The sequence below is a fragment of the Spirochaeta lutea genome, from assembly GCF_000758165.1.
Lineage (GTDB): Bacteria > Spirochaetota > Spirochaetia > DSM-27196 > Salinispiraceae > Spirochaeta_D > Spirochaeta_D lutea.
In genome coordinates this window covers 80,046-102,157 of sequence record NZ_JNUP01000031.1, presented here as the reverse complement: position 1 = coordinate 102,157, position 22,112 = coordinate 80,046, and the positions used below count along the sequence as shown (strand labels likewise).

Sequence of the window (22,112 nt, the reverse complement as noted above, 5' to 3'; positions counted from 1 at the left end):
GACCGGCCTGTCTCCTGAGGAAGAACCAGTTATACCTGAGAAACGGCAAGGTCGCTGGTCGCCGTCTCGGATTCCTGGTCCGTTGTTTGCTGTAATTGATAGGCTGACTCCGGAATGGTTATGGAGAACTCACAGTATTCACCGGATTTTGTTTTGACCTCAATTTTGCCCTCCAGTCGCTTTACGAGCTGCTGGACGAGGTTCATCCCCATGCCTCTGCCTGCGGTTGTATCTGTTGCTTCCGCGGTGGAAACAGCTGGGTAGAAGATGTAGGGGATGAGTTCCTGGAGGGTGAGCTTCTGGGCCCGCTGATTGTCAAGGATCCCTCGGGTGATGACCTGACTTCGGATAGCATCAAGTCTTAGGCCTTGTCCGTTATCCCGATGGCGAATGGTGATGCCGCCGTCGGAGCCCTTGGTTGAAGAGATCCAGATGGTTGCGGCGGCGGGTTTTCCCCGCTGTACACGATCATCAGGAGATTCGATGCCGTGGACCATAGAGTTGCGTAATAACTGAATGATTATATCGGAGACGGTCTTTCGTAGATGCTCGGGGATCTCTCCCACAGAGATGTTCGTCATATCGAGGGCTACCTTCTTGCCGTACCGTTCAGCCAGGGTTTGGGTTAACCGGGGCAGGGCTGCCTCGAGGCTTGTATTGCGGGCAGGGGTTGTTTGGGGTTGATAGGAGTCACGGAACCGGCTGATGCGGCTTAGAAGATTCTGAATCCGCTGGATGAGGGTTTGCAGTTTTGTAAAACCTACGGCCAGGGAGAGAAAATCCGCATGCCGTAACGGAATACGCTCTTTCAGGGTCTGAATGCGATCCTCGAACTCGTGGGTTTGTTGTACGACTATCTCGAGACCGAGGAGCTGGGCGTCCCCCTTGATGGTGTGAACCAGCCGGGATAGGGTCTGCAGCCGCTCTTCCAATGGGCCGGAGTTCTGGAAAATTCTATTGATTTCTGCTAAATCCTGGTTTGTTCCGTCAATGAAATCGCGTAGCATGGCCGGCTCAAGGTGAATGAGACGGTAGAACAGTTCCATCTCGCTTTCGGTCTGTTTTTTTGTTTGTTCCACCTTTTTAGCCAGGACAACCTCGTCGGTTTTGTCATGAACCAGTACCATAGCCCGGTTATCCGGCAGCCGGATAAAGCGGAAGTCCATGAATTTTGACTCCATGGTGCCTTGGGAACGGTCGAAGAACAGTTCACCTGAGGCTAGGGGATTGAGGGTTTCCAGGGTGGTGATGGGGATGCTCGGATTGAATAAGAGCTCAATAAAATCCTCTATTTGCGTCATGACGTCCCGGGTAATCAGGGGTCTTAAGAGATCCTGAAGTCGGTGTGCAGAAAGGTTTGTGGTTTCAAAGAGACGCTCTGTGGTGAGTGAGTAGTAGGGAAAAATAGTGCCCCGAGAATCTATGAGAAACAGTCCGTCGGTCATTCCCGAGAGGATCTGCAAAAAATCATCCTTGGCAACGGTGGATTCCTCAAGCCTGTCCAGGACCTGGTTGTAGCGTCCGGCGATCTGGCCGACCTCTGTAAAGGGCTCGACCGGTGCCCGAAGACTCAGGTCGCCGCTGGCTGCCTGGGTCTCCAGGGTGGAGAAGAGATCAAATATTTCTGTGGAAGCCCCATGCTCAGTCACATTAAGTCCGCGGTGTTCATCTTCGGGTTTGACCCGGAGCGGATTGAGCTGATTGGCAATCCAGAGGAATATGTATGCAGTACCGAAGCTCCAAACACCACCTACGGCAACGCCGATTCCTTGTACACCCAGTTGTTCCAACATGGGTAACCCGGTGCCGATACGTTGTGGATCACCGAAGATCGCCACGGCGAGGGTTCCCCAGATGCCTGCTGCGAGATGCACGGGTATCGCCCCTACCGCATCGTCTATTTTAAGGGATTCTAAGGCTCTGGTGCTGAGAAGCATGACGAGCCCTCCCACGGCGCCTATTGCCAGGGAATCCAGGCCGGTAACCACATGAGCGTTGGCAGTAATGGCTACCAGACCGGCCAGAGCGCCGTTCAGGACCAGGCCTACCTCGGCCCGGCGGTACACGAGCCAGCCGATTGCCAAGCTGGCCACCATCCCCGAGGCCGCTGACAAGGTTGTATTCACCAGTATAGGAGCTACATCACTATTTAAGGCGAGGGTACTTCCCCCGTTGAAGCCGAACCACCCGAACCAGAGCAGCAGTACTCCCAACACCACCATGGGAATATTGCTGCCGGGGATTTTCCGGGGTTTGCCTTCATCGTCAAACCGTCCCGTCCTGGGGCCGAGGATGAGCAGGGCCGCCAGGGCTATCCAGCCGCCCACGCTGTGAACCACGGTAGAACCTGCAAAATCCACAAAACCGAGAGACTCAAGCCAACCGGGATGTAATCCGTTATGAAAGCTTCCCCAGACCCAGTGCCCGTAGATAGGGTAAATAATCGCCGATAAGAGAATGGTGGAAATAATATAGGAGCCGTAGCGCATTCGCTCTGCTACCGCCCCGGATACAATGGTGGCGGCGGTGGAGCAGAACATTGCCTGGAAGAGAAAGAAAACCGCGGTCCACGCCCCGGCTCCAGCGAAGCCGATGGAAACAAAGAAGTTGTCTGTGCCTATCAGCCCCGAAAAACTCCTGCCGAACATCAAGGCAAAACCGAAGAGCCAGTATGCGATGACCGAAACTCCCAGGTCGGTAAGGTTTTTTATGGCCACGTTTATTGAGTTCTTCGACCGGGTGAGGCCGGATTCGACCATGGCGAAACCGGCTTGCATAATGAAAACCAGTCCCGAAGCAATAATGATCCAAAGGATGTCAATCAGGTTGTCTGTCATACGTTACTCCAATCCAATCGCAAGGTACGCAGTAAGACCCTGCCACGCCAGGGGGATGATAAAGACCGGCTCCCGGAGGTGCAGACGGATCTGTTCCCCCGATCCATGAATAATGATGGGTACTGAGATCATGAAAGAGCTGCCGAACTGTTCCCGCATATTGCCGGCAATGGTGTTGCAGATCTCTCCGGTCAGATCAATGAGGTCGTCCCTGAGCTCCACAGGACTCCCGAGGAGATGCTGGGATAGGGCGGATATCATAGCCGCCGGGGCGGTAAAATAGATGGCCCCACGGCGGGCGCCGCTGATACCGATGGCGCCGGTTACATCGAGGATGATAGGCTTGCCGGTCAGTACGAAGGGCACCTGCATCTCCGCACTCTGGCGGGTCGTCTGCTCAAAATACCGGGTTATTACTGAAATAAACCCTTGTAATTCCTGTTCATTCATAGGCTATCCTCTTCAGCTCCGTGGCCAGAGATTCCTTGGTGAAGGGTTTTGGAAGAAACCCCTTTGCTCCGGTCTTCAGGGCCTGTAACCCCGTGCTGGGATCCCGCAGGGCGGAGATGACCAGGACGCGGTGTGCCGGGTTGGCTTCCATGATTTCCCGAAGGCATTCAAGACCGTCCATTCTGGGCATGGTGATATCCAGGGTGATTAACTGGGGTTGAAAGCTGTCCAATAGGGCCAGAGCCGTAAGTCCGTCGCCCGCTTGCCCGACAACCCGCATCCCCAGGCTATGGACTACCATTTCAATGGTGCGTCGAATGATTGATGAATCGTCAACAATGAGAACGTCCATATTTCCTCCGGGGACATAAAAGCAAATGCCGTGCCAGGATCACCACATTTAATACAAATCTGGGGAAGTTTTTTTCATTGTAGGTTGCAGATCTCTATCTCTCTGCATTGGAGCGAGTTAGGGTCGCGGCTGCTGGACGGAAGGGTGGGCTTAGGCAGCCGGTATTGGTCCATGGTTTTGGTAGGGTGATTCGATTGCTACGTTAACGTATAAAAAGGCGAAAGTAGATACAAAAATGTAGCACATAAGGATGCAGATTTGTATGGATACAAAGGGTTCTTTTGCGGTATTATGAATCCCCATGAAAACCTCCCCGTCAGTGCCGCCAAAATACCTTTCTATCCGGGTCGATCAGCAGGCAGGCATACCCCTGCTTGAATGGATGGTTCAGCGTTTTCCCTCCCGGGATCGGGAGTATTGGAGCCGGGCGATTGAGGATGGCCGGGTACGGGTAATGGAACCCCGGGATGTGGAAACGGCAAAACGGGCTGATAAAGCAGAAGCCCTGAAGATGAGCCGCAGCTGCACTTCTATGGAACCGGTGCTTCCGGGTATGGTAATTATTACCGAGGTCCGGCGGGAGACCGAGCCGGAGGTCCATGGCCAGATTCGGATTCTATCCCAGGAGGACGGGTACCTGGTGGTAAATAAACCAGCTTCCTGGCCTGTACATCCTGGTGGGCGTTTTTACAGTAATACCCTATGGTACCAGCTGAAAAAGCAGTACCCCACCCTGACCCTCATGCACCGACTGGACCGGGAAACCTCGGGATGCATGGTTGTTTCCTTGACCCAGGAGGCCACCCGGTTCTGGAACGGGTTGTTCAGAGGGGGCGGTCTTGAAAAAGACTATCTGGTGTTGGTTGAGGGGGGGCGCCAAGCGCTCACGGCGGCCTTGGGGAGTCACCGTGGAATTATAGAATGTACCGGGCGGCTCTATCGGGACGAGTCCTCGCCTATCGCTAAAAAGCGTCTCTTTATCCCGGAGTCCGGTGGTTCGCCCGAAGGAGAGCCCTGCAGCACCCTCATTGAACCCCTAGAATGCGGACGTGAAATCAGCCTTCTGCGGGCTCGGCTCGTTACGGGAAAGACCCATCAGATCCGCAGCACCCTTTCTTCCCTGGGACTGCCTGTCGTGGGGGATAAGCTCTACGGCAGGGATCCTCATTGGTATACCCGGTGGATCCAGAGAACCCTGACTCCCCGGGATATCCAGGAGATGCGGACGGACTACCAGGCATTACACAGCTGGCGCATGGGGTTCCGGGATCAGCTGGGGCAATCCCGGGAGTTTATTGCCCCGGTGCCGGAACATATGCAGGAGCTTATGAGGAACCAAGGAATATCATGGTGACATCCTATCGAATCCATCAGGCTGCGGATTTTGTGCGGCGTGGAGGTCTGAGCCGGGCTCTCCGCTTTATCCGGGATCGCCGGGTCCATAACGTAATTGTACAGGCCAGGGAGGTGTCTGCCCTGGTTTTTGATCCGGCGCATCCTATGCCCTATGGGGTGTGTTTGAGGTTCGGGCAGGAGGAGTTTTCTTGGGACTGCGAGTGTGGTGCATCAAAGCCATGTGTTCATTCCGGGGCATTGATGGTATACGCATTCTACGAGAAATTAGGAGTGGTACCATGGTCTGAGAGCCATCTCCAGGATCTCCTGGATAGGAGGGAAGACCAGGGGGAAATACCGGACCCCGGGGGTTCTGAGGGACTGCAGTTCGATCTCTTCGGAGAGGCTGCACCAGCGGGAACCGGAGCTGGGAGGGGCCCAGGAGCAGGGGGATTCAAACAGAAGCCCGGAGAAGAACCGGTTAGGCCCGGAGCTCGGGGAGGGTGGGACATTGGAATCACCCCAGACCTAAAAAAAACGGAGGATGAAACCCCGGCGGAAACACCAGAGAAGGAGAGTGAGCCGGAGCATGGGGCTGATAGAGGCAGGGAGAAGCCCGTGCTGTCGCCGGGTGGGGCAGGGGAAGCACCGGAACGATCCGGGCCAAAACAGCTCATGTTCCGGGTGGTTCACCGGCGCGGAGAATATTGGTTGGAGGCCGTGTACCGGTCCCAGCATGGCGGGGTTTGGCAGTATGAGCCGTACTCTGCGGGGGAGATAGCCGAAGCCCTGCCGGATGCCCAAGAAGAACTGCTGTTCTACCTCACCCGGGACGGCCGTTCGGCTCAGCCTCTGGAGGAGGTGCTGGAGTCCTTGGACGAGATTCTGGATGATCCCTCGATCCGGCTGCCGATCTATTTTGGTGATGAGGACATTCCCCTGCGGATTGTCCATGTACAGGCGCTGCAGGTGAGGTTTCTGCGGGAAGAGGTGAGTCCCCAGGGGGAGGCACCCTACCGGCCGGTGTTTACCTGGAGATTCGATGAGGGGGCCCGGGCACTGGGCGGAATGGCTGCTCTTGAATTTGTGACCCGCCGGGGATTGATCTATTGGTACCAACAGGACCGGAATTGGCTCTGTTTTGCCGACGGCTGGTACCGTGAGATCCGTCTCCTCCAGGAGCTGAGATTCACCCAAGAGACCTGGTTCTCTGCGGATATGATTGAAGAAATGGTGGCACGATGCAGGGCTGAGGGGCTCTCCCAGCGGATTGATATTCAGTTCAGTGCTGAAGATCGTGATGTAGTTTCCCCGAGACCGGCGTTGGTGGTGTTGGTTCAGGGCGACGGGGAAGGAACCGAGTTGTTCATCCGCTTTGCCTATCCGGGTTGGGAGGTTGGGTATCAGGATCAGGCCATGGAAGCCGAGTCCCGTGATTCCCAGGGACAGCCCTGTGTTCTGCGGCGCAACTTTGAGGCAGAGACCGCCTTGGTTCACCAACTGGTGGCCTGGGTTGACAGCGATCTGGTCTACGAGCGGGGCTTCTACTCATCCTTGGTTAAAAAGACCCTGGATCCGGATATACGGATTCAAACACCCATTAATGCCTTCTTACTGGGCTATGCCCGGGATCTGATCGGCCGGGGGGTTGAGGTAAGGATTGAAAACCGAAGGGTTAAACTTGGCCGGGATCTCCGGTTCAGTATCCGGCGCGAGATGGACTGGTTCGGGATTCAGGCTCAGGCCGATGTAGAACCCTCGGGGCTCGATGCCGATTCTGCTGGCGGCTTCCGGAGTAATTCTGCCGATGGGAGCAGTGATTTGTCCGGGGCCCTAGAAATCCAAGGGGATGGCCCTGGTGGTTTATCCGAATCAGATGAGGCGGCCGGCGGGTTTCCCGTGGCCCTTGATGAGGGGTTTGCTCGGTACGGATTGGCACGGCGGGGCAGAGAATATGTCATTCTCCGGGAGCGGGATGTCCGCCAGCTGGAGTATCTGCGCCGTCAGGGTATGACCGAGGACGGGTTGTTAAAAACAAGCGCTGCGAACCTTGTGTTGATTGACGCCATTTACGACCGGATTATTCATGAGGGTGAATCCCTGGAGGGGCTGGATCTAGAAGACCGCCAGGAGGTTCTAGGTCATCTTCAGGATCCTGATACCATCCCCCAGGTGGATCATCCCCTTCGTCTTCAGGCTGAGCTGCGCTATTACCAGAGGACCGGCCTTTCCTGGCTGGTCTATTTACACCGCAACAACCTTAACGGTTGCTTGGCAGATGATATGGGACTGGGTAAAACCTTACAGACCCTGGCACTCTTGCAGTATCTTCGGGAATCCGGGGATTTAGGGGCGGTTCTGCTCATTACCCCCGTTGTAACCCTGGCGAATTGGGAGCAGGAAGCTCACCGGTTCGCCCCGGGGCTCGGGGTTTACCGTCACTCCGGGATGGGGCGGGCAAATTCGGTAGACGAGATGGCCCAGGCTGATATCATCCTGGTTAGTTACCATACCCTCCGCATTGATATCGAACTTTTTTTAGATTTCGATTTTGACTACGTGATTCTGGATGAGGCTCATTATATTAAGAACCATTACAGCCAGGTTTTTAAGGCGGTTCGCAGTCTAAAAAGCCGCCATCGTCTGAGTTTGACCGGTACACCTATTGAAAACACCCTCATGGAGCTCTGGAGTCAGATGAATTTCTTAAATCCGGGGCTTCTCGGTACCGCCAAGCATTTTTACGAGCGGTATTTCGTACCAATTGAAAAGCATGGTAATGCTGAGGTTCTGGAGGAGCTTAAGGAGTTGGTTCAACCCTTCATTCTTCGGCGTACCAAAACCCAGGTTTTAGATGATCTGCCGGCTAAAGAGGTAATTGTCCAGTACTGCGAGATGGATGAGGCCCAGGCTGCTGTGTACCGGGAGTATAGGAATACCTTCCGGGACCGGATTCTCGGGATATTTGACGGCCAGTCGGCTGATCTCCCTGAGGGCGGGGGATCTCAGGGGGGCGACGAGACTCAGGTGAACGACGAGGCTCAGGGGGGCGAGAAGGTTCATTCAGAAAACCTGAGCTCGTCTGCCAAGCCCGAAAAACCTGTCCAGGGGAACCATTCATCCATCGAGATTTTCCAGTTCCTTTTGAAACTTCGTCAATTGGCAATCCACCCCCCCATGATGTCCGAACAGCTGGCAGATCTTTCGAGTGCGAAAATGGAGGGGCTTCTGATGCTCCTGGAAGAGATTTTAACGGAGAACCACAAGGTGCTCATCTTTAGCCAATTTATCGGAAGTTTGGAGGCCATTGCAGACCATTGCCGGGAGCGGAAGTGGGGGTATTCTCTTCTGACGGGCAGCACCCAGGACCGGGAAGGGGAGATCCAGCGGTTTCAGGAACAGCCCAATATCCGGGTGTTCCTGCTCAGTCTGAAGGCCGGGGGCGTTGGGATCAACCTCACAGCAGCTGATTACGTTATCCTTTTTGATCCGTGGTGGAATCCCGCGGCAGAAAACCAGGCCATCGACAGGGCTCACCGGATGGGTCAGCAGCGTAAGGTTATCGCCTACAAGATGATCGTCCGGGGAACCATTGAGGAGAAAATTTTGCAGCTCCAGGAGCGAAAATCTGCCCTGGCTGATGAGATTGTGGCTGACGGCGGGGGGTTTTTGTCCATGTTGGATCAGGATGAGGTTGTACACCTCTTCAGTGAATAACGATATTGGACGGTGGGGCGATGGGCCGTAAGACAGTCGGGATGTGGGGCCAAAGTAAGCGGCCGGGCTGGCCTGGCAGTTGGGAAGTCCGGCCATGGAGCGGTCGGGCTGTAGTGAGCAATCGGGCTGTATGGTCATGGAGTGCTCTGATCAAGGTTGGCGACAGGACCCGAGAAAGAGGCAGGACCGGAGATAGAGGCAGGACCGGAGATAGAGACAGGACCCGAGAAAGAGACAGGACGTTAGTTAGGGGGCTGGGGTTGTAATGACGTCCGGGGGATTCCAGGATTCACCGAGGGGCACATACCGTTGACCCCGCACCTCCTGAAGATACAGGGAACGCATGGCGTCGCCGGTTTGAAATCGGATGGGTCCCTGCAAACCCTGGAATTCCGGAACCGCGTCCAGAGCAGCTTTAAGAGCCTCCGGGTCGGATCCCGACTCGTTTCCCTGGGGCAATTGAGAAAGGGCAAAAAAGAGCAACTGAGTTGCCTCATAGCTGTGAACGCTCTGGAAATCCGGGGCATGATCGAAGCGGTGGATGAAAGCCGAACGGAAGTCTAGGTACGCCGGAGACGAGTCGGAGGAGTTAAATCGCTCTGAAAAGAGAGCTCCCTGAACGGCATCGCCGCCGAAGTTGATGAAGTCCGGGGTTTTTGCCCAGCCGTTAATTACCAGTCTGCCGGTGAACCCTGACAACCGTAGCTGCTGGGCAATGAGGGCCGCTTGTAATGCTCCGGCTGCGATGGCGACGGTGTCCGGGTTTTGCCTTAGGAGTTCCTCGGCTAGTCGGCCGAAGGCGGGGTCCTGCTCTGCGTGAAAACTCATCTCGGTGAGTATCGTACCTCCGAAGTCCCGGATATTCTGTCCCAGGGTCCTGGCCCAGTTTTCAGTGTAGGTATTGTTGGACCGATCCAGGATCAGTGACGCACGGATAGGGGTTGGATTTGTTAGTGAAAGGTGCCAAGCCAAATGCCGGGTTTCAAAGGATACCCTGCTGACCAGGGTATAAAAATAATCGTCCTGGCCGGCGAAGTAGTCCGAGGATGTTGAGGGGCTGATCACGGGGATGGAAATTTCATCCAAAAGGGGCAGGAGGGCTGCGCTCATGGCTGAGGTCTGGGGACCGATTACTGCGACTACGCCCTGGTCTACCAGGTCGTGTAATGCTGCTTTGGCGGTGTCCGGATCGTTTTTATCATCCCTGATTATTAGCTCAATCTGCCTGCCGTTTATGCCCCCGGCGAGGTTTTGCTCCTCCACTGCCAGGACCACGGCTTCGCGACTTACAATGCCATGAGTACTGATCGGTCCGGTGAGGCTGCCGATGAACCCGAGGCGGATGGGTTTTGATGCACATCCTGTTAGCAGGATAATTGCGAAAAGCAGTAGAACCCCGGGCGCTGCGGTTTTACGGCTACCATGTTTCAAGGGGGCGCCAGGTTCCGTAAACCCTCTGTCTCGGTGGTTTGCGATAATCCCGGGGGCGTTATCTTCATGTATAAACGGGTAGCCGGAATTCAATCCAGGGTACAAGTGGGGGATTTTACTGGATCTGGCTGGGGTTACCCTGACTGGAGTTGTCCATGGACCGGGATTTCTCATTGGCAGCCCCCTTCCGCATTGGGCATGGTTACGAGGGTGTGCTACCCCGATTCATCTGCCCATACAAGTAGTATAGCATCATTATTCTGCAGTGTAATGGTAGAGTATTTCCGATTCGCTAAGGCGTTTGTAGATCCGGATTTTTCTATTGATCTGCCGAAGGGTAAAGAAAATAACCTCGAAGATCTCCCACAGGAGCACCCAGCCCCCGATATAGAGTCCCTCAGGAAGGATGCTTAGCAGTCCCGAGGTGGAAAGATGTTCTTGCGTTAGGTAGGCGAAAACCAGAAAAAGGAACCCGCTGAAACCGTAAAGGGTCAGGTTTCTCAGGAGCTCACGGCGTTCTGTATGCAGTTTTCTTTGGGTGTACAAAAAATAGTGGTGAAATCCTTTAACACTGTTTTGCTCCCGGGATCGGTCCCGGATACCTTGGGGCATGTAAAAATTTACAATTACTTGGTTTTTAAGGGGGATTTCATAGGAGCACTCAGCAAGGTACTCAATAAGATCCTTATCCAGATCCCGGTTCTGTAAGGGTGAGAAATCAAAATCATTGTAGATATCCCGGTACACCCCGATCCGCACATCTATATGAAACGCCTTGCGGCTCTTGTCGAAGCGATAGATTTTTTTAGGATCGAGATTCGGTTGTCTGGATGTTGTAAATCCCTTAAAGAGGGCCTGCAGGGCCTGAATCATCAGAGTAACTTAGTAGCCAAATCGATAAACCCGAACACGCTCTTCCTGTTCAGCCGGTTCGGGGAGTTCCTGGGGTTTTTGTTGATGCCGGGGCTTCAGTGTTTTTGATGTAAGATGATTTTCCTGGGAGGGGGGGCGAACCGTTGTTTTTGTGGTCGAGGGGGATCCAATTCGATCGGAAAACGAACCGGTGTTTTTCATCTACAGGCTCCTGGGTTAGGGTGCTTTCGAAACTAGGGCCATACTACCGGAGCCTTAGGGATTAATCAATCCCTAACCTAATCCTCATTAATCTGGTTGGACGGTGATGAGTAGGTGGATTATGGGGTTTGTAGTGCGCAAAAGATTGTAAACGACATCAGATATAGCGGGGCAACCTATAAGTCCACCCTTGGGTGGTGTCGCCGGGGGGTAATGTTACAACCTTTTGCGCACTATATTTGGGGTTGGGCTTCCGGTACATCGTTTCGGGGTAAGGGATAGTCGTGTCCCTTGTACATCGACCCGTGGACTATCCGGATTTTTCCGTAGACCTGCGGGGCACAACCTGGGGTTGGATCATTTTGTAGGTTACCGAGGTGCCGGGGTGTTCGATGGCATAGAACAGTGCATCTGCCGCATGTCTTCCCAGCTCATAAAGGTCAATATCCACCGCTGTTAGGGGCGGATTGGAGTAGGGAGCGAAGGGATAGGTATCAAAACAGATAATCCCAAGGTCCTGGGGAACGGCCAATCCCTCAGCCTGAGCCTGTTGGAGGGCTCCCATGGCTAAGAAGTTTGAAACACAAATGAGGCTGTCAGGTTTCTGGTCTTCAAAGGCGGACCAAACCGTATGGAGTCCTGCTTTACCCTGGTCCGTATCCACCGTACTGCGATACACCCACGGATCATGGATGGGAATCCCATGGCGTTCCAGGCTGAGTTTGAAGCCTTCGAAACGGCGATTGGTGATGTTGTCCCTTGGGGGACCGCCGATAAAAGCCGGCCGCTGATAACCCTGGTTTAGTATGTGGTCGGTAGCCATGATTCCAGCCTGGATATTGTCAATGTCTACCGCGCTTCCCTGGCAGGGAAAATCCGGTGCCCCAATGGTAACATAGGGGAATTGCTCCCTATCAAGGTAGTGGAGGATATCCTGGGTTGCTGCCGAAGCATGGACGATGATTCCATCAATCCGCTTTTCCTGTACCAATTGGTCTAAGGCTTTTTTGTTTGATTTTAAAACATCAATATTCGATACCGTCAGGATGAAACCCCGCTCATGGGAGGTTTGTTCGATACCACCGAGGATTTCATAGTTGTACGGGTTGGAAAATGCATAGGATCGGCCGAGCTCCATGAGAACTCCGATGGCTTGTGCGCTCTGTTGGACGAAGCTGCGGGCTAGTCTGTTGGGAATATAATTCAATTCCTCCATGGCAGCCTCTACCCGTTTACGGGTCGATAGGGCAATTTTGGAGCTTGAATTCATGACCTTGCTTACGGTTGATATGGCGACCCCCGCTCTCTGGGCGACATCCTTTATCGTTGCTGCCATTAAAAAATTATCCTTCTAAGAAAATGTTTTCCAAATATCCTGTACAGTATACCATAGCGAGAATGATTCTTGCAATGGAAACGCTGGGGTTCCTCTCTGCTTCGGAGGCCGGCTGGTTCGGCTCAATGATCGGTAAGTAGAAGTATGGGGGACGAGGCTATCCATGGTTATATTAGATGAGTCTTGTATACGCAGCATTCATTTTGTTTGAGAGGCACAGTAGCGTAGCTCATAAAAGTTTTAAATAAAATGAGTTAAATGTCTCTGCTTGGGGCGTCGCGAGGGATGTTTCTGGACGGGAGCGAGGATATATTATAACATCCCGGATCTTCCTGGGGATTTTATAACGCTGGTTATGGCAAAGCCGGACATCGATGGTTCCCGGGTTAGAATGTCTGAGATATTCCGGAAGATCCCTGAGGGAAATAAAAACTGTAAAGAGCATCTTGACAGCCGCTTTTTTCGGGGTTATTCTCGATTTACATGGAAAACGTTTTCCATATGACTTGAAGGAGGTTGTTATGAAATCAAGAGTCTTACTCAGTATCTTGGTGTTTAGTCTCGTGGGATTAGTATACGCCGGAGGACAGGGTGAACAACAGGGTGGCGAAGCTTCCCAGGGTCCGATCGAACTGACCCTGTGGCATGAAACAGAGCCCGCCATAGCAGATGCCTTGAAGCAGGAGCTTAAAGCTCTCGAGCCCGAGATAGTGGTTAACGTGGTACGCAAAGAGAAGGTGACCGAGGCCTTAAAGCTTGCTGCTGGCGATCCATCGGCAAGCCCTGACCTATTTTGGTTCGCCCATGATAAGATCGGGTTATTTGCTACAATCGGTGCCCTGGAACCCCTAGACACGGTAATGACGGAGGATGCCCGGGCAGGGTTCGTCCCCATGGCAAATGAAGCAGTATCATTCAACGGCCGGCCGTACATGGTCCCGGCTACCTTTGAAACCCTGCTGTTTATGTACAACAAGGACTTGATGACTACACCGCCCAGAACCACTGACGAGCTGCTTTCGCTCATGGAATCACAAACCACTGAAGACCAGTATGTTTATGTAGAGCAGCATTCTACAGCGTATTATGCTGCGGCCTGGATCAACGGTTTCGGCGGGTACATCATCAACGGCCAGGCTGAACCCGGATTAAATCTGGATGAAACCGTACAGGCTGTAGATTATCATAGTAGGTTTGTAGACTACATGCCTATTGATGGGGAGTGGAACACGGTTACCACCTTGTTCACCGAGGGCAAGGCAGCAAGCACCCTCAACGGTCCCTGGCTCATCCCTGCAGTACGGGAAAAGGGTATCAACCTCGGGTTTGCCCCCATGCCTGTAATCGACGAGGTCGGCGAACCCCTGAAACCCTTCACCGGGGTACAAGGACTTATGGTGGTCAGTTCCAGTCCAAACAAGGAAGCCGCGTTGCGCGTTGCTGAATTTGTTACATCAAAGGGCTTAGGAGAGCGGCTCGCCCTGGCCACCGGGGCAGCACCGGCTCATTTAGAAGCCTATAATAATCCCGAGATTCGTGGAAATGAATTGATTATGGCCATTCGTGGTGCGGGTGAAGCTGCTACCCCCATGCCTAATGTCCCAGAAATGGATGTGATGTGGGTAACCACCGAGACCGCCTTGGTAAATGTTAACAAACAAGGAAGGGATCCCCAGGCTGAGTTGGACAAGGCTCAGGCTGATTCCGAACAGAAAATCCGGGATATGCAGTAGAACCCTAGGGAAGATAGCTATACCGGGTATTTTTCCCGCAGTATTACCTTCAGTTCCGGGGGATACCCCCACCTCCCCATTGCATGGATCCCCCGGGGCTGATTTTTAAAACGGAGTCTGTAGTGCGCAAAAGGTTGTAACTTTTCACCCCAGTGACACCACCCCTGGGTTGGTTCCCGGACTATGCCGCTATATCTGGCGTAGTTTACAACCTTTTGCACACTCCAAAAGGAGTCGTACCTTGGCACATTATACAAAAGATTGGCGGGTTCCTACGATGTTGGTTACCCCGTCTCTCATACTGGTAGGATTGATTGTGGTGTTTCCCATTGCCTTCACCGTCTATATCAGTTTGACCAACATGAACATTTATCACTGGAATAATTTTGAGCTCCAGGGGTTTCAGAATTATATCAGGGCATTCTCGACCTTGGACGGCGGTTTTATTGAGGCCTTCCTTCGTACGGTATTGTGGACCCTTATCAACCTCATACTTCAGTACTTCATTGCCCTTGGGGTCGGTCTTATGTTGAATACCCCACGATTACGGTTCCAGGGCTTATACCGTACCATTTTCATGATACCCTGGGCGGTCCCAGGGTATATCTCCGCCCTCATTTGGCGGAATGGGTTGTTTAATTTCCGCTACGGATTGCTGAATAAAATACTTGTTCGTCTTGGGCTTGAGCCCATTCAGTGGCTGAGTCAAGATTTCAATGCCTTCATTGCTGTCCTCATTGTGAATCTATGGCTGGCTCTCCCCTTTATGATCCTGGTTGTGTTAGGCGGGCTACAGAGTATCGACAAGGAGTACTATGAATCTGCCCAAATCGACGGTGCCAATCTTCTAACCCAAATCCAGCATATCACGGTACCGTTGCTTCGGCCGGTTCTCGTGCCGGCGATGACCATCACCGCCTTTGTTACCTTCAAACAATTTGACATAGTTTATCTAATGACCCAGCAGATGGGTAGTAAAACCGGAGCGGATATCCATATGGTCATTACCTATGCATTTGAAAATGCCTTCGTAACCAACAATTACGGATTCAGCTCAGCACTGTCGGTCATCATCTTCGTCATGATCATTCTAATGACTGTGGGCAGTGAAGTAGTCCAGCGCCGATTTAAGACCGGGGGGGAAGTATGAGTCAGCCATCTCAAGTATCCCAAGCCAAGGTGAGACAGAATCCGGGGAAATCCCGTACACCATCCTTGGGCACCATCTCGCAAGCATCCCCTCGGCGCCCCCGGAGTCATATTTGGATTCATATGGCACTCATCGTACTCAGCGCCGGGTTCTTGCTGCCGATTATCTATACCCTGAGTCTATCCTTCAGCGGTCAGGGAGGGTTGGTCTCCAGCTCTCTGGGATTAATTCCTGAGAAGCTTACCCTGGAAAACTATCGAATTATCCTTATGGACAAGCCTTTTTTTCAGTGGTTTGGCAACTCCGCCCTGTTAGCCCTGGGCACGGTGTTTTTTGCCCTGGTGGTGGCCGTGCCCTCTGCCTGGGCCTTCTCCCGATTCCGGTTTCCCGGGCGCCGGGGATTGTTGTACCTTTTCCTGCTGCTGAATGCCTTTCCCTCAATCTTGAGCATGGTGGCTATCTACCGGCTCTTTCGAACCTTTGGTTTAATGAACAGCTATCTGGGACTCATGATGGTGTATACGGGAATGATGATTATCTTCGCAATTTGGAACATGAAGGGGTACTTCGACACAATTTCAATTTCCCTGGAAGAAGCGGCGCGGATTGAAGGCGCAGGCACCCTACGCATTCTGGCAACAGTGAGTCTTCCCCTCGCTCTTCCGGCAGTGATTGTAACATCCGTACTCATCTTTATAACTACCTGGAATGAATATATTTACGCCGTCAGCTTCTTGACCAGCCAAGATAAGTTCACTCTTGCTGCAGGATTGTATTCCCTCCAGGGAACTCAGTACACCACCAATTGGCCGGTTTTTACCGCAGGCGCTGTCATTGTCACCATACCGGTGCTGATAGTGTTCTTTCTGATCCAGCGCTTTATGGTGGGAGGGCTCACCGCTGGGGGCTCAAAATACTAAGGCCACCGATCAACCCTGTTTTTACATACCGACCGCAAACCTAAGGAGATGCAACCCATGAATACAGCAGGTATCTGTCATAGAATGAAAAGTGAATATGCCTTTGCACTAAGCGAAGACGAACTCGTTATCCGACTACGAACCGCCAAGGGTGATGTACAGCGAGTCGTCGTGTTCTACGGCGATCGAGCCTTCCCGGACAACCCTATCCGTCTTGATCCCGTTGAAATGGAAGCAGCCGGGTCCACCCTCTACCATGACTGGTGGGAGGTTCGGCTTCAGGAGAGTCTGCCCCGTATATGCTACTATTTTTGGATTCAAAGCGGCAGCGAATCTGCCTATTATTTTGGAAACGAGATCCGTGAATCCCCCTTGGTTCACCGGAGTGAGTACTACCAATTCCCATACCTAAACAGGGACGACCTTTTCACGGTGCCGCAATGGTATCAGGAATCCGTGATGTATCAGATCTTCCCGGATAGTTTCGCCAAAGGGAGACGCCTGAGCCCCGCCGGAGGAAGGCCGGGTGTGTTTCTCTCCAAAACTACCGACCATGGTGATTGGGGGAAGGCCCCCGGAACCCCAGCCCTTCCCGAGGTCAAGCCCGAAGAGGTAGTCTGTGGAAGCCGGCATGGCGGCACTATTCAGGGGATCCGGGAGAACCTGGATTACCTCGCCGATCTGGGGGTGTCTTGCCTCTATCTGAACCCCATTATGCCCGCTCACCATTGGCATAAATATGATATTATTGATTATTTTACCATCGATCCGGTATTTGGAACCGAGAAAGATCTCTCCCAGCTGGTTGAGGCCTGCCACGACCGGGGGATTCGGGTGCTGTTAGACGGGGTGTTCAACCACGCCGGGGAGTATTTTTTCGCCTTTCGGGATCTTATGGAACGGGGAGAGGAAAGCCCCTACCGTGACTGGTTTTACCAGGCTGACCTGCCCGCTCTAGCCGTCTATCCCCCTAACTACGCCGCCTTTGGGTACGAACCCCATATGCCCAAGCTAAACACCGGGAATCCTGAGGTCCGGGACTACTTCTGTCGGGTAGGGCAATACTGGATACAGAAATTTAACCTGGACGGTTGGCGCCTGGATGTTGCCAACGAGGTAGACCATGGATTCTGGCGGGCCTTTCGGCAGGCAGTATCCGAGGTCAATCCTCACGCAGTATTAGTGGGGGAGATCTGGGAGGATTCCAACGCCTGGCTGGACGGGACCCAGTATCACTCCACCATGAACTACGAATTCTCCCGGGTCTGCCGTGAGTTTTTTGCTGAAGAACAAATCTCCCCCCAGACATTCATGGAAAAAGCCCAGGGTCTGCTGATGCGGTATCCCGAGCAAGTCAGTGGTGCACAGATGAATCTGCTGGATAGTCACGATGTGCCCCGCTTCATGGTATGGTGCAACGGGTTGCCTGAACGAATGGCTGGGGCAGTATTCTTTCAGTTCACCTTTCCGGGGGTTCCCAGCGTGTATATGGGGGACGAACTGGGATACACCGGTTTGGAAGAGGCGGAGTACCGCAAACCCATCGAATGGGATAAACCGGCGCCGGTTCCTGAATTTGCAGAACTCTATCGGAGACTCATAACAATACGGCGGGAAGACCCCGTCCTTCAGTATGGAAGCTACCGTCCCTGGGCAGGAGATCATCCCCACAGGGTTATCGGCTTCTGGAGGATTATCCCTCCCGGGGAGAACCCAAAGCATCCCAAGAATCAAGAACCAACCCGGGGGTTCACCGCTCACCCCCGGGGGATCAACCCGTGCCAGGGCAGCTCCAACTCCCGGTTGGTGGTGATCAATGCCGGCCATCGTCCCTACCGGTTGAGTGTTCCGCCGGAATTCCAGGGAAGCTCCGTGGTGGACCTGGTCTCAAATCAACGAATCTCCGAGGGAGATGAAATAACCATTGCCCCGGGAAGGGGGGTTATACTCAGACCCTCCGATGGAGCATAAGGCCTCGCCGGACATTTCCCTGGCATGCTATAGAAGACCTGAAGTGAATTTACTATACTCTGATCCGTGAGTAGGTCCCCAAAACCCAGAATATCAACAGAACAGCAGGCAGCCAGCCGGCGGGAAACCAGCCGGTTGGCCGTCCAGGGTTTCTTGAATACCCTGGTGATTATCACCTTGGTTTTAAGCATCGTCTCTCTGTTTCTCGAGCAGGCCGAACTTACTCAGCCGGCGATCCTCATCCTTATTCAGGTTATAGACTTTCTGTTGACAGCCCTAATCATCACCGAACTGGTGGTGGATATTTCCTCAGCCCCGTACATGAGCGGTTACATCCGGAGGAACCTGTTTTCTATCGGATTTCTGGGGTTGTACATTGTCCTGTTTATCTACAATAAATACCTCTACTTTGCAGGGATTCAGGACAATCAGGGTTTCAATGCGGCTGTCATCATTGTAGTCAGAAACTTTTTCCTTGTATTTAAGGTCTTCGGCCGCATTCGCCGTATCAGCACCTTCCTCAATAACCTCACCGTTCATCCAGCCCAAACCCTGGTTTTGAGTTTTATTATGGTGATTCTGACGGGCACATTTTACCTCATGCTTCCCTTTACCACCCGGGACGGCTTGGGTCTCAACTTCATTGATGCCCTTTTTACCACCACCTCTGCGGTCTGTGTTACCGGCCTCATAGTCGTGGATACCGCATCCCATTTCACCGTCTTGGGGCAAGTGGGCATATTAGTTCTCATCCAGATCGGTGGTCTTGGAATCATGATTCTCTCTTATTTTGCCATCGTTACCCTACGACGGTCTATCGGGATCCATGATAAGGTCTTGCTGGCATATATGATCAACGAAGATGATATGCGCCAGATTGCCGGCGGTCTGCGGAAAATAATCCTTCTGACCTTTGGCATTGAGTTGGTCGGTGCTCTAATTCTATTTTTGGGGTTTATCATTCATGGGTTACCAACCGGGCAGAGCATTTGGTTTGGGGTTTTTCATGCTATCAGCGCATTTTGTAATGCCGGATTTGCCCTCTTTACCGACAGTCTTGAGGGATTTCGACACTCCCTGCTCATTAGCGGAGGGATTGCGCTGCTTATTATTCTCGGTGGCTTGAGTTTTGCGGTCATGACCAATCTCATCCGATGGTCCGGGCTATCAAAAATCCGGGAACGGTTGACCCTAAATAGTCGCGTTGTATTAGTAATGACTGGGGTGCTTATCCTCCTGGGGATGGTGGTGTTTTATGCCCTAGAACACGGCTCTGTGATGGCTGAGTACAATCTAGGCGAACAGTACCTTGCGGCCTTTTTTCAATCAGTGACTCTCCGGACGGCAGGGTTTAACACCGTTCCCATGGCACCCCTCGGTCCGAGTGTAACCCTTATCATGATAATCTGGATGTTTATCGGCGGAGCATCAGGAAGTACGGCCGGTGGTATTAAAGTGAATACAGCAGCGGTTATCCTTGCGTATATTCGAAGTCGGTTCCGGGGAGAAGAGCAGGTGCTCATTGGCGGGGCTGCTATTGATTCCCGGACAGGTACCAACGCCTTGCTGTTATTTGTCTTTGGTATCGTTGCAGTGCTGGGGGGACTGTTAGTGTTACTGATTACTGAGAGCGGTCCCTTTTTAGACCTCCTCTTTGAAACGGTTTCAGCCTTTGGAACCGTAGGGTTATCCCGGGGAATTACCGGTGATCTTACAGATCCTGGACGAGTTGTGGTAAGTCTGCTTATGTTCATGGGACGGTTAGGGCCTCTAACCCTGCTTACCGCCCTGGGCACCCGGGTGAATCCATCCAGGATTATATATCCAGAAAAAGAACTCATGATAGGATAGGTAGATATGGCAAAAAAACAGGAACACGTGTTTGCAGTAATCGGACTTGGTACCTTTGGACGGAGGGTTTGTGAGGTGCTGTCATCCCGGGGTGCTTCTGTCATTGCGGTTGATAGCGATCCAGGTCGCATTGAGGGTGTTAAGGATATGGTCACCCAGGCCGTGGTGATGGATGCTACCGATGAGGGGGGGTATGCCCAGATCGCTCTGGAGGATGTAAATGTAGCAGTGGTTGCCATAGGGGATAATATCGAAGGAAGCATCCTCGCAACGGCATTGCTTAAACGCAATGGCGTGCAATATATAATTTCCCGAGCCCTGACCAACATCCATCGACAAGTCCTTATTCAGGTCGGCGCAGACGACATCATCAACCTTGAAGAGGATGAGGGTGAACGGCTGGCAGTACGGCTTATCGCCCCCCAGGTGTTGGACCGCACCCCCCTCTCAAAGGATATAAGCATCGCTGAGGTATACTGCCCTGAGGAGTTTTACGGGAAGACCCTGGCCGGCCTCTCTCTCCGGCAGAAATTAGGACTAACCGTGGTAGCGATCAAGCGAAATGCCCTGGATGTGGATGAGGAAGGGAATAGTATCCGCACAGAGAATCTTGTGTTTCCCCAGGGAAATGAGCCGTTGATAGAGGATGACATCCTTATTGTAGTGGGGTACAACGGCGATATCGAACAACTCAAACACGTCTAGGAAGGCCCAGGATGATGTTACTTCGGAAGATTGGGTTCTGGCTGGTATCCCTGATCGGCCTAGGGGGGGTCCTTGGGCTCGGTGTCGCAGGATATCGGCTGGTTTACCAGGAGGCGGGTTTAAAAACTCAGGCGGAAGCCTTACTATTTGCCTGTTTTTTGATCGCTGCTCTGCTCTTGATCGTTGTGGTTTCAGTGGTGGTGGCAGCCAAGAGAAATCTGTACCGGGCGGAGGCCCTGTTCTCCCAGCGCTCGGTGTATGCTGCTGATTCGGACCTCTGGAAACGCAGACTTGGACCCTTGGGAGAGCTGTTTTTAACCTATAACAAGCAAATAATCGGTCTCAATACCCGGCGAGCCCTAAAGATCCACGGCTTATCCAGCCTGGTCCGAATTCTAACCAGCCATTCAGAAGAGCCTATAGTGATCCTGGATGTGAAGGGAGTAATCCGATACGTTTCGGCAAATTTTGCGAAAAAACTCGAAAGTAATCCGGGGAAGCTGCTGAATGAGAGCCTAACCACACTCCTTCCGGGCATAAAAATCCCCCATATACTGTCGGAGTTGGATCGCAGCCATATTCCTGTAAGCGGTACCGGGGGTGGTAAAACCATGCAATTCACCCCGGTACTGGATAAGCGGGGTGAAATCGCCTATGTCATCTGTACCCTGGGAACCAAGGCTCTTGAGATAAGGCCCTTGGAGCGTCCCGCCGCTACTCAGGACCCCGGGGATAAGGCTGCGGCTGGACAGCAGCCGAACCGATTCTGGAGTTTGGCTTCCCGCTTACTGGGCGGAAGGACCAATAAGAAAGGGCAGTAGTAACCTGCCTTGTGACCCGACGGCTGCCTCGTCCACGGGATCCTCACATGGTTTTTTAAACTCTGTTTTTAGTAATCCCTACCCTGAAAATACTTGCCATACTCCTCAAGACCGGTGTATTATTCCGGTATCATTATGTAACGGAGGTAGTTAATGACAGCCTTGGTAGAAAAAGTGGGCCTGTTTTAGGGACGGAATCTGGTAAGTATTTCGTAGTACTGATTGATTAAAACCTTGTCAGTACCCTTCCTTCCTTCCCGGTATTCCGGGTTTTCCTTCCCTTCGAGCTCTCTCGCATATTAATCCGCTCACAAAACAGGACATCACATTATCCAGCGCGGGAATCACACTTTACGCAGCCAGGAGAACGGTGTATCTATAGGTTTCTGGGGCAAGAATTGTCCTAATATCCTTCATCACCTTCGTCGG

At 52.7% G+C, this 22,112-nt stretch carries 16 protein-coding genes; 9 read left to right on the top strand and 7 right to left on the bottom strand.

All coding sequences use genetic code 11. The annotated features are described in order from the left end of the window. Positions 1–29: 29 nt before the first annotated feature. The 3 genes from amt to DC28_RS04385 are packed head-to-tail and all read right to left on the bottom strand — an operon-like array spanning position 30 to position 3,639. On the bottom strand, positions 30–2,837 hold the full coding sequence (amt, locus tag DC28_RS04395; RefSeq protein WP_037546307.1) for an ammonium transporter: 2,808 nt from the start codon (positions 2,835–2,837) through the stop codon (positions 30–32). Positions 2,838–2,840: 3 nt separating this feature from the next. Continuing rightward, the gene (locus DC28_RS04390; protein WP_037546305.1) at positions 2,841–3,287 is read right to left on the bottom strand and encodes a chemotaxis protein CheX; all 447 of its coding nucleotides are present in this window, start codon (positions 3,285–3,287) and stop codon (positions 2,841–2,843) included. Then, on the bottom strand, positions 3,280–3,639 hold the full coding sequence (locus DC28_RS04385; protein ID WP_037546303.1) for a response regulator: 360 nt from the start codon (positions 3,637–3,639) through the stop codon (positions 3,280–3,282). The genes DC28_RS04390 and DC28_RS04385 overlap by 8 nt, the downstream gene beginning before the upstream one ends. A gap of 301 nt (positions 3,640–3,940) precedes the next feature. On the opposite strand from DC28_RS04385, the gene DC28_RS04380 reads away from it, so the two are divergent. Both DC28_RS04380 and DC28_RS15255 read left to right on the top strand, forming a co-directional pair. After that, positions 3,941–4,993 (top strand): RluA family pseudouridine synthase, encoded by a 1,053-nt coding sequence (locus DC28_RS04380; RefSeq protein WP_037546302.1) that lies wholly within the window; start codon positions 3,941–3,943, stop codon positions 4,991–4,993. Further along, the gene (locus tag DC28_RS15255; protein ID WP_052078451.1) at positions 4,987–8,691 is read left to right on the top strand and encodes a DEAD/DEAH box helicase; all 3,705 of its coding nucleotides are present in this window, start codon (positions 4,987–4,989) and stop codon (positions 8,689–8,691) included. The genes DC28_RS04380 and DC28_RS15255 overlap by 7 nt, the downstream gene beginning before the upstream one ends. Before the next feature lie 246 nt (positions 8,692–8,937). Here DC28_RS15255 and DC28_RS04370 read toward each other — a convergent pair whose 3' ends face one another. The 4 genes from DC28_RS04370 to DC28_RS04355 form a co-directional block, all read right to left on the bottom strand. Then, a complete protein-coding gene (locus tag DC28_RS04370) occupies positions 8,938–10,122 on the bottom strand; it encodes an ABC transporter substrate-binding protein (protein ID WP_162180187.1) in 1,185 nt (394 codons plus the stop codon). Positions 10,123–10,377: 255 nt separating this feature from the next. Further along, entirely contained in the window at positions 10,378–10,995 is a 618-nt protein-coding gene (locus DC28_RS04365) for a hypothetical protein (RefSeq protein WP_037546299.1), read from the bottom strand. Between the two features lie 9 nt (positions 10,996–11,004). Further along, complete coding sequence (locus DC28_RS04360; RefSeq protein ID WP_037546297.1) at positions 11,005–11,196, bottom strand: hypothetical protein; 192 nt, start codon at positions 11,194–11,196, stop codon at positions 11,005–11,007. A gap of 310 nt (positions 11,197–11,506) precedes the next feature. Continuing rightward, complete coding sequence (locus DC28_RS04355; RefSeq protein WP_037546295.1) at positions 11,507–12,532, bottom strand: LacI family DNA-binding transcriptional regulator; 1,026 nt, start codon at positions 12,530–12,532, stop codon at positions 11,507–11,509. Positions 12,533–13,053: 521 nt separating this feature from the next. Between DC28_RS04355 and DC28_RS04350 the strand changes: the two genes are divergently transcribed. From DC28_RS04350 to DC28_RS04320, 7 genes are all read left to right on the top strand, one after another. After that, positions 13,054–14,265 carry an extracellular solute-binding protein gene (locus tag DC28_RS04350; protein WP_162180186.1) on the top strand — a complete coding sequence of 404 codons (1,212 nt, stop codon included), beginning with the start codon at positions 13,054–13,056 and terminating at the stop codon, positions 14,263–14,265. A 241-nt stretch (positions 14,266–14,506) separates the two neighbouring features. Then, on the top strand, positions 14,507–15,415 hold the full coding sequence (locus DC28_RS04345) for a carbohydrate ABC transporter permease (protein ID WP_202962953.1): 909 nt from the start codon (positions 14,507–14,509) through the stop codon (positions 15,413–15,415). Positions 15,416–15,537: 122 nt separating this feature from the next. Next, positions 15,538–16,335, top strand: a complete 798-nt coding sequence (locus tag DC28_RS04340) for a sugar ABC transporter permease (protein ID WP_052078450.1) — start codon at positions 15,538–15,540, stop codon at positions 16,333–16,335. 57 nt (positions 16,336–16,392) lie between these two features. Further along, positions 16,393–18,306 (top strand): glycoside hydrolase family 13 protein, encoded by a 1,914-nt coding sequence (locus tag DC28_RS04335; protein WP_052078449.1) that lies wholly within the window; start codon positions 16,393–16,395, stop codon positions 18,304–18,306. A gap of 66 nt (positions 18,307–18,372) precedes the next feature. Next, positions 18,373–20,157 carry a TrkH family potassium uptake protein gene (locus tag DC28_RS04330; protein ID WP_052078448.1) on the top strand — a complete coding sequence of 595 codons (1,785 nt, stop codon included), beginning with the start codon at positions 18,373–18,375 and terminating at the stop codon, positions 20,155–20,157. A 6-nt stretch (positions 20,158–20,163) separates the two neighbouring features. Then, positions 20,164–20,862 (top strand): potassium channel family protein, encoded by a 699-nt coding sequence (locus tag DC28_RS04325; protein ID WP_037546289.1) that lies wholly within the window; start codon positions 20,164–20,166, stop codon positions 20,860–20,862. Between the two features lie 11 nt (positions 20,863–20,873). Next, positions 20,874–21,683 carry a transcriptional regulator gene (locus tag DC28_RS04320; RefSeq protein ID WP_037546287.1) on the top strand — a complete coding sequence of 270 codons (810 nt, stop codon included), beginning with the start codon at positions 20,874–20,876 and terminating at the stop codon, positions 21,681–21,683. Positions 21,684–22,112 lie beyond the last annotated feature (429 nt).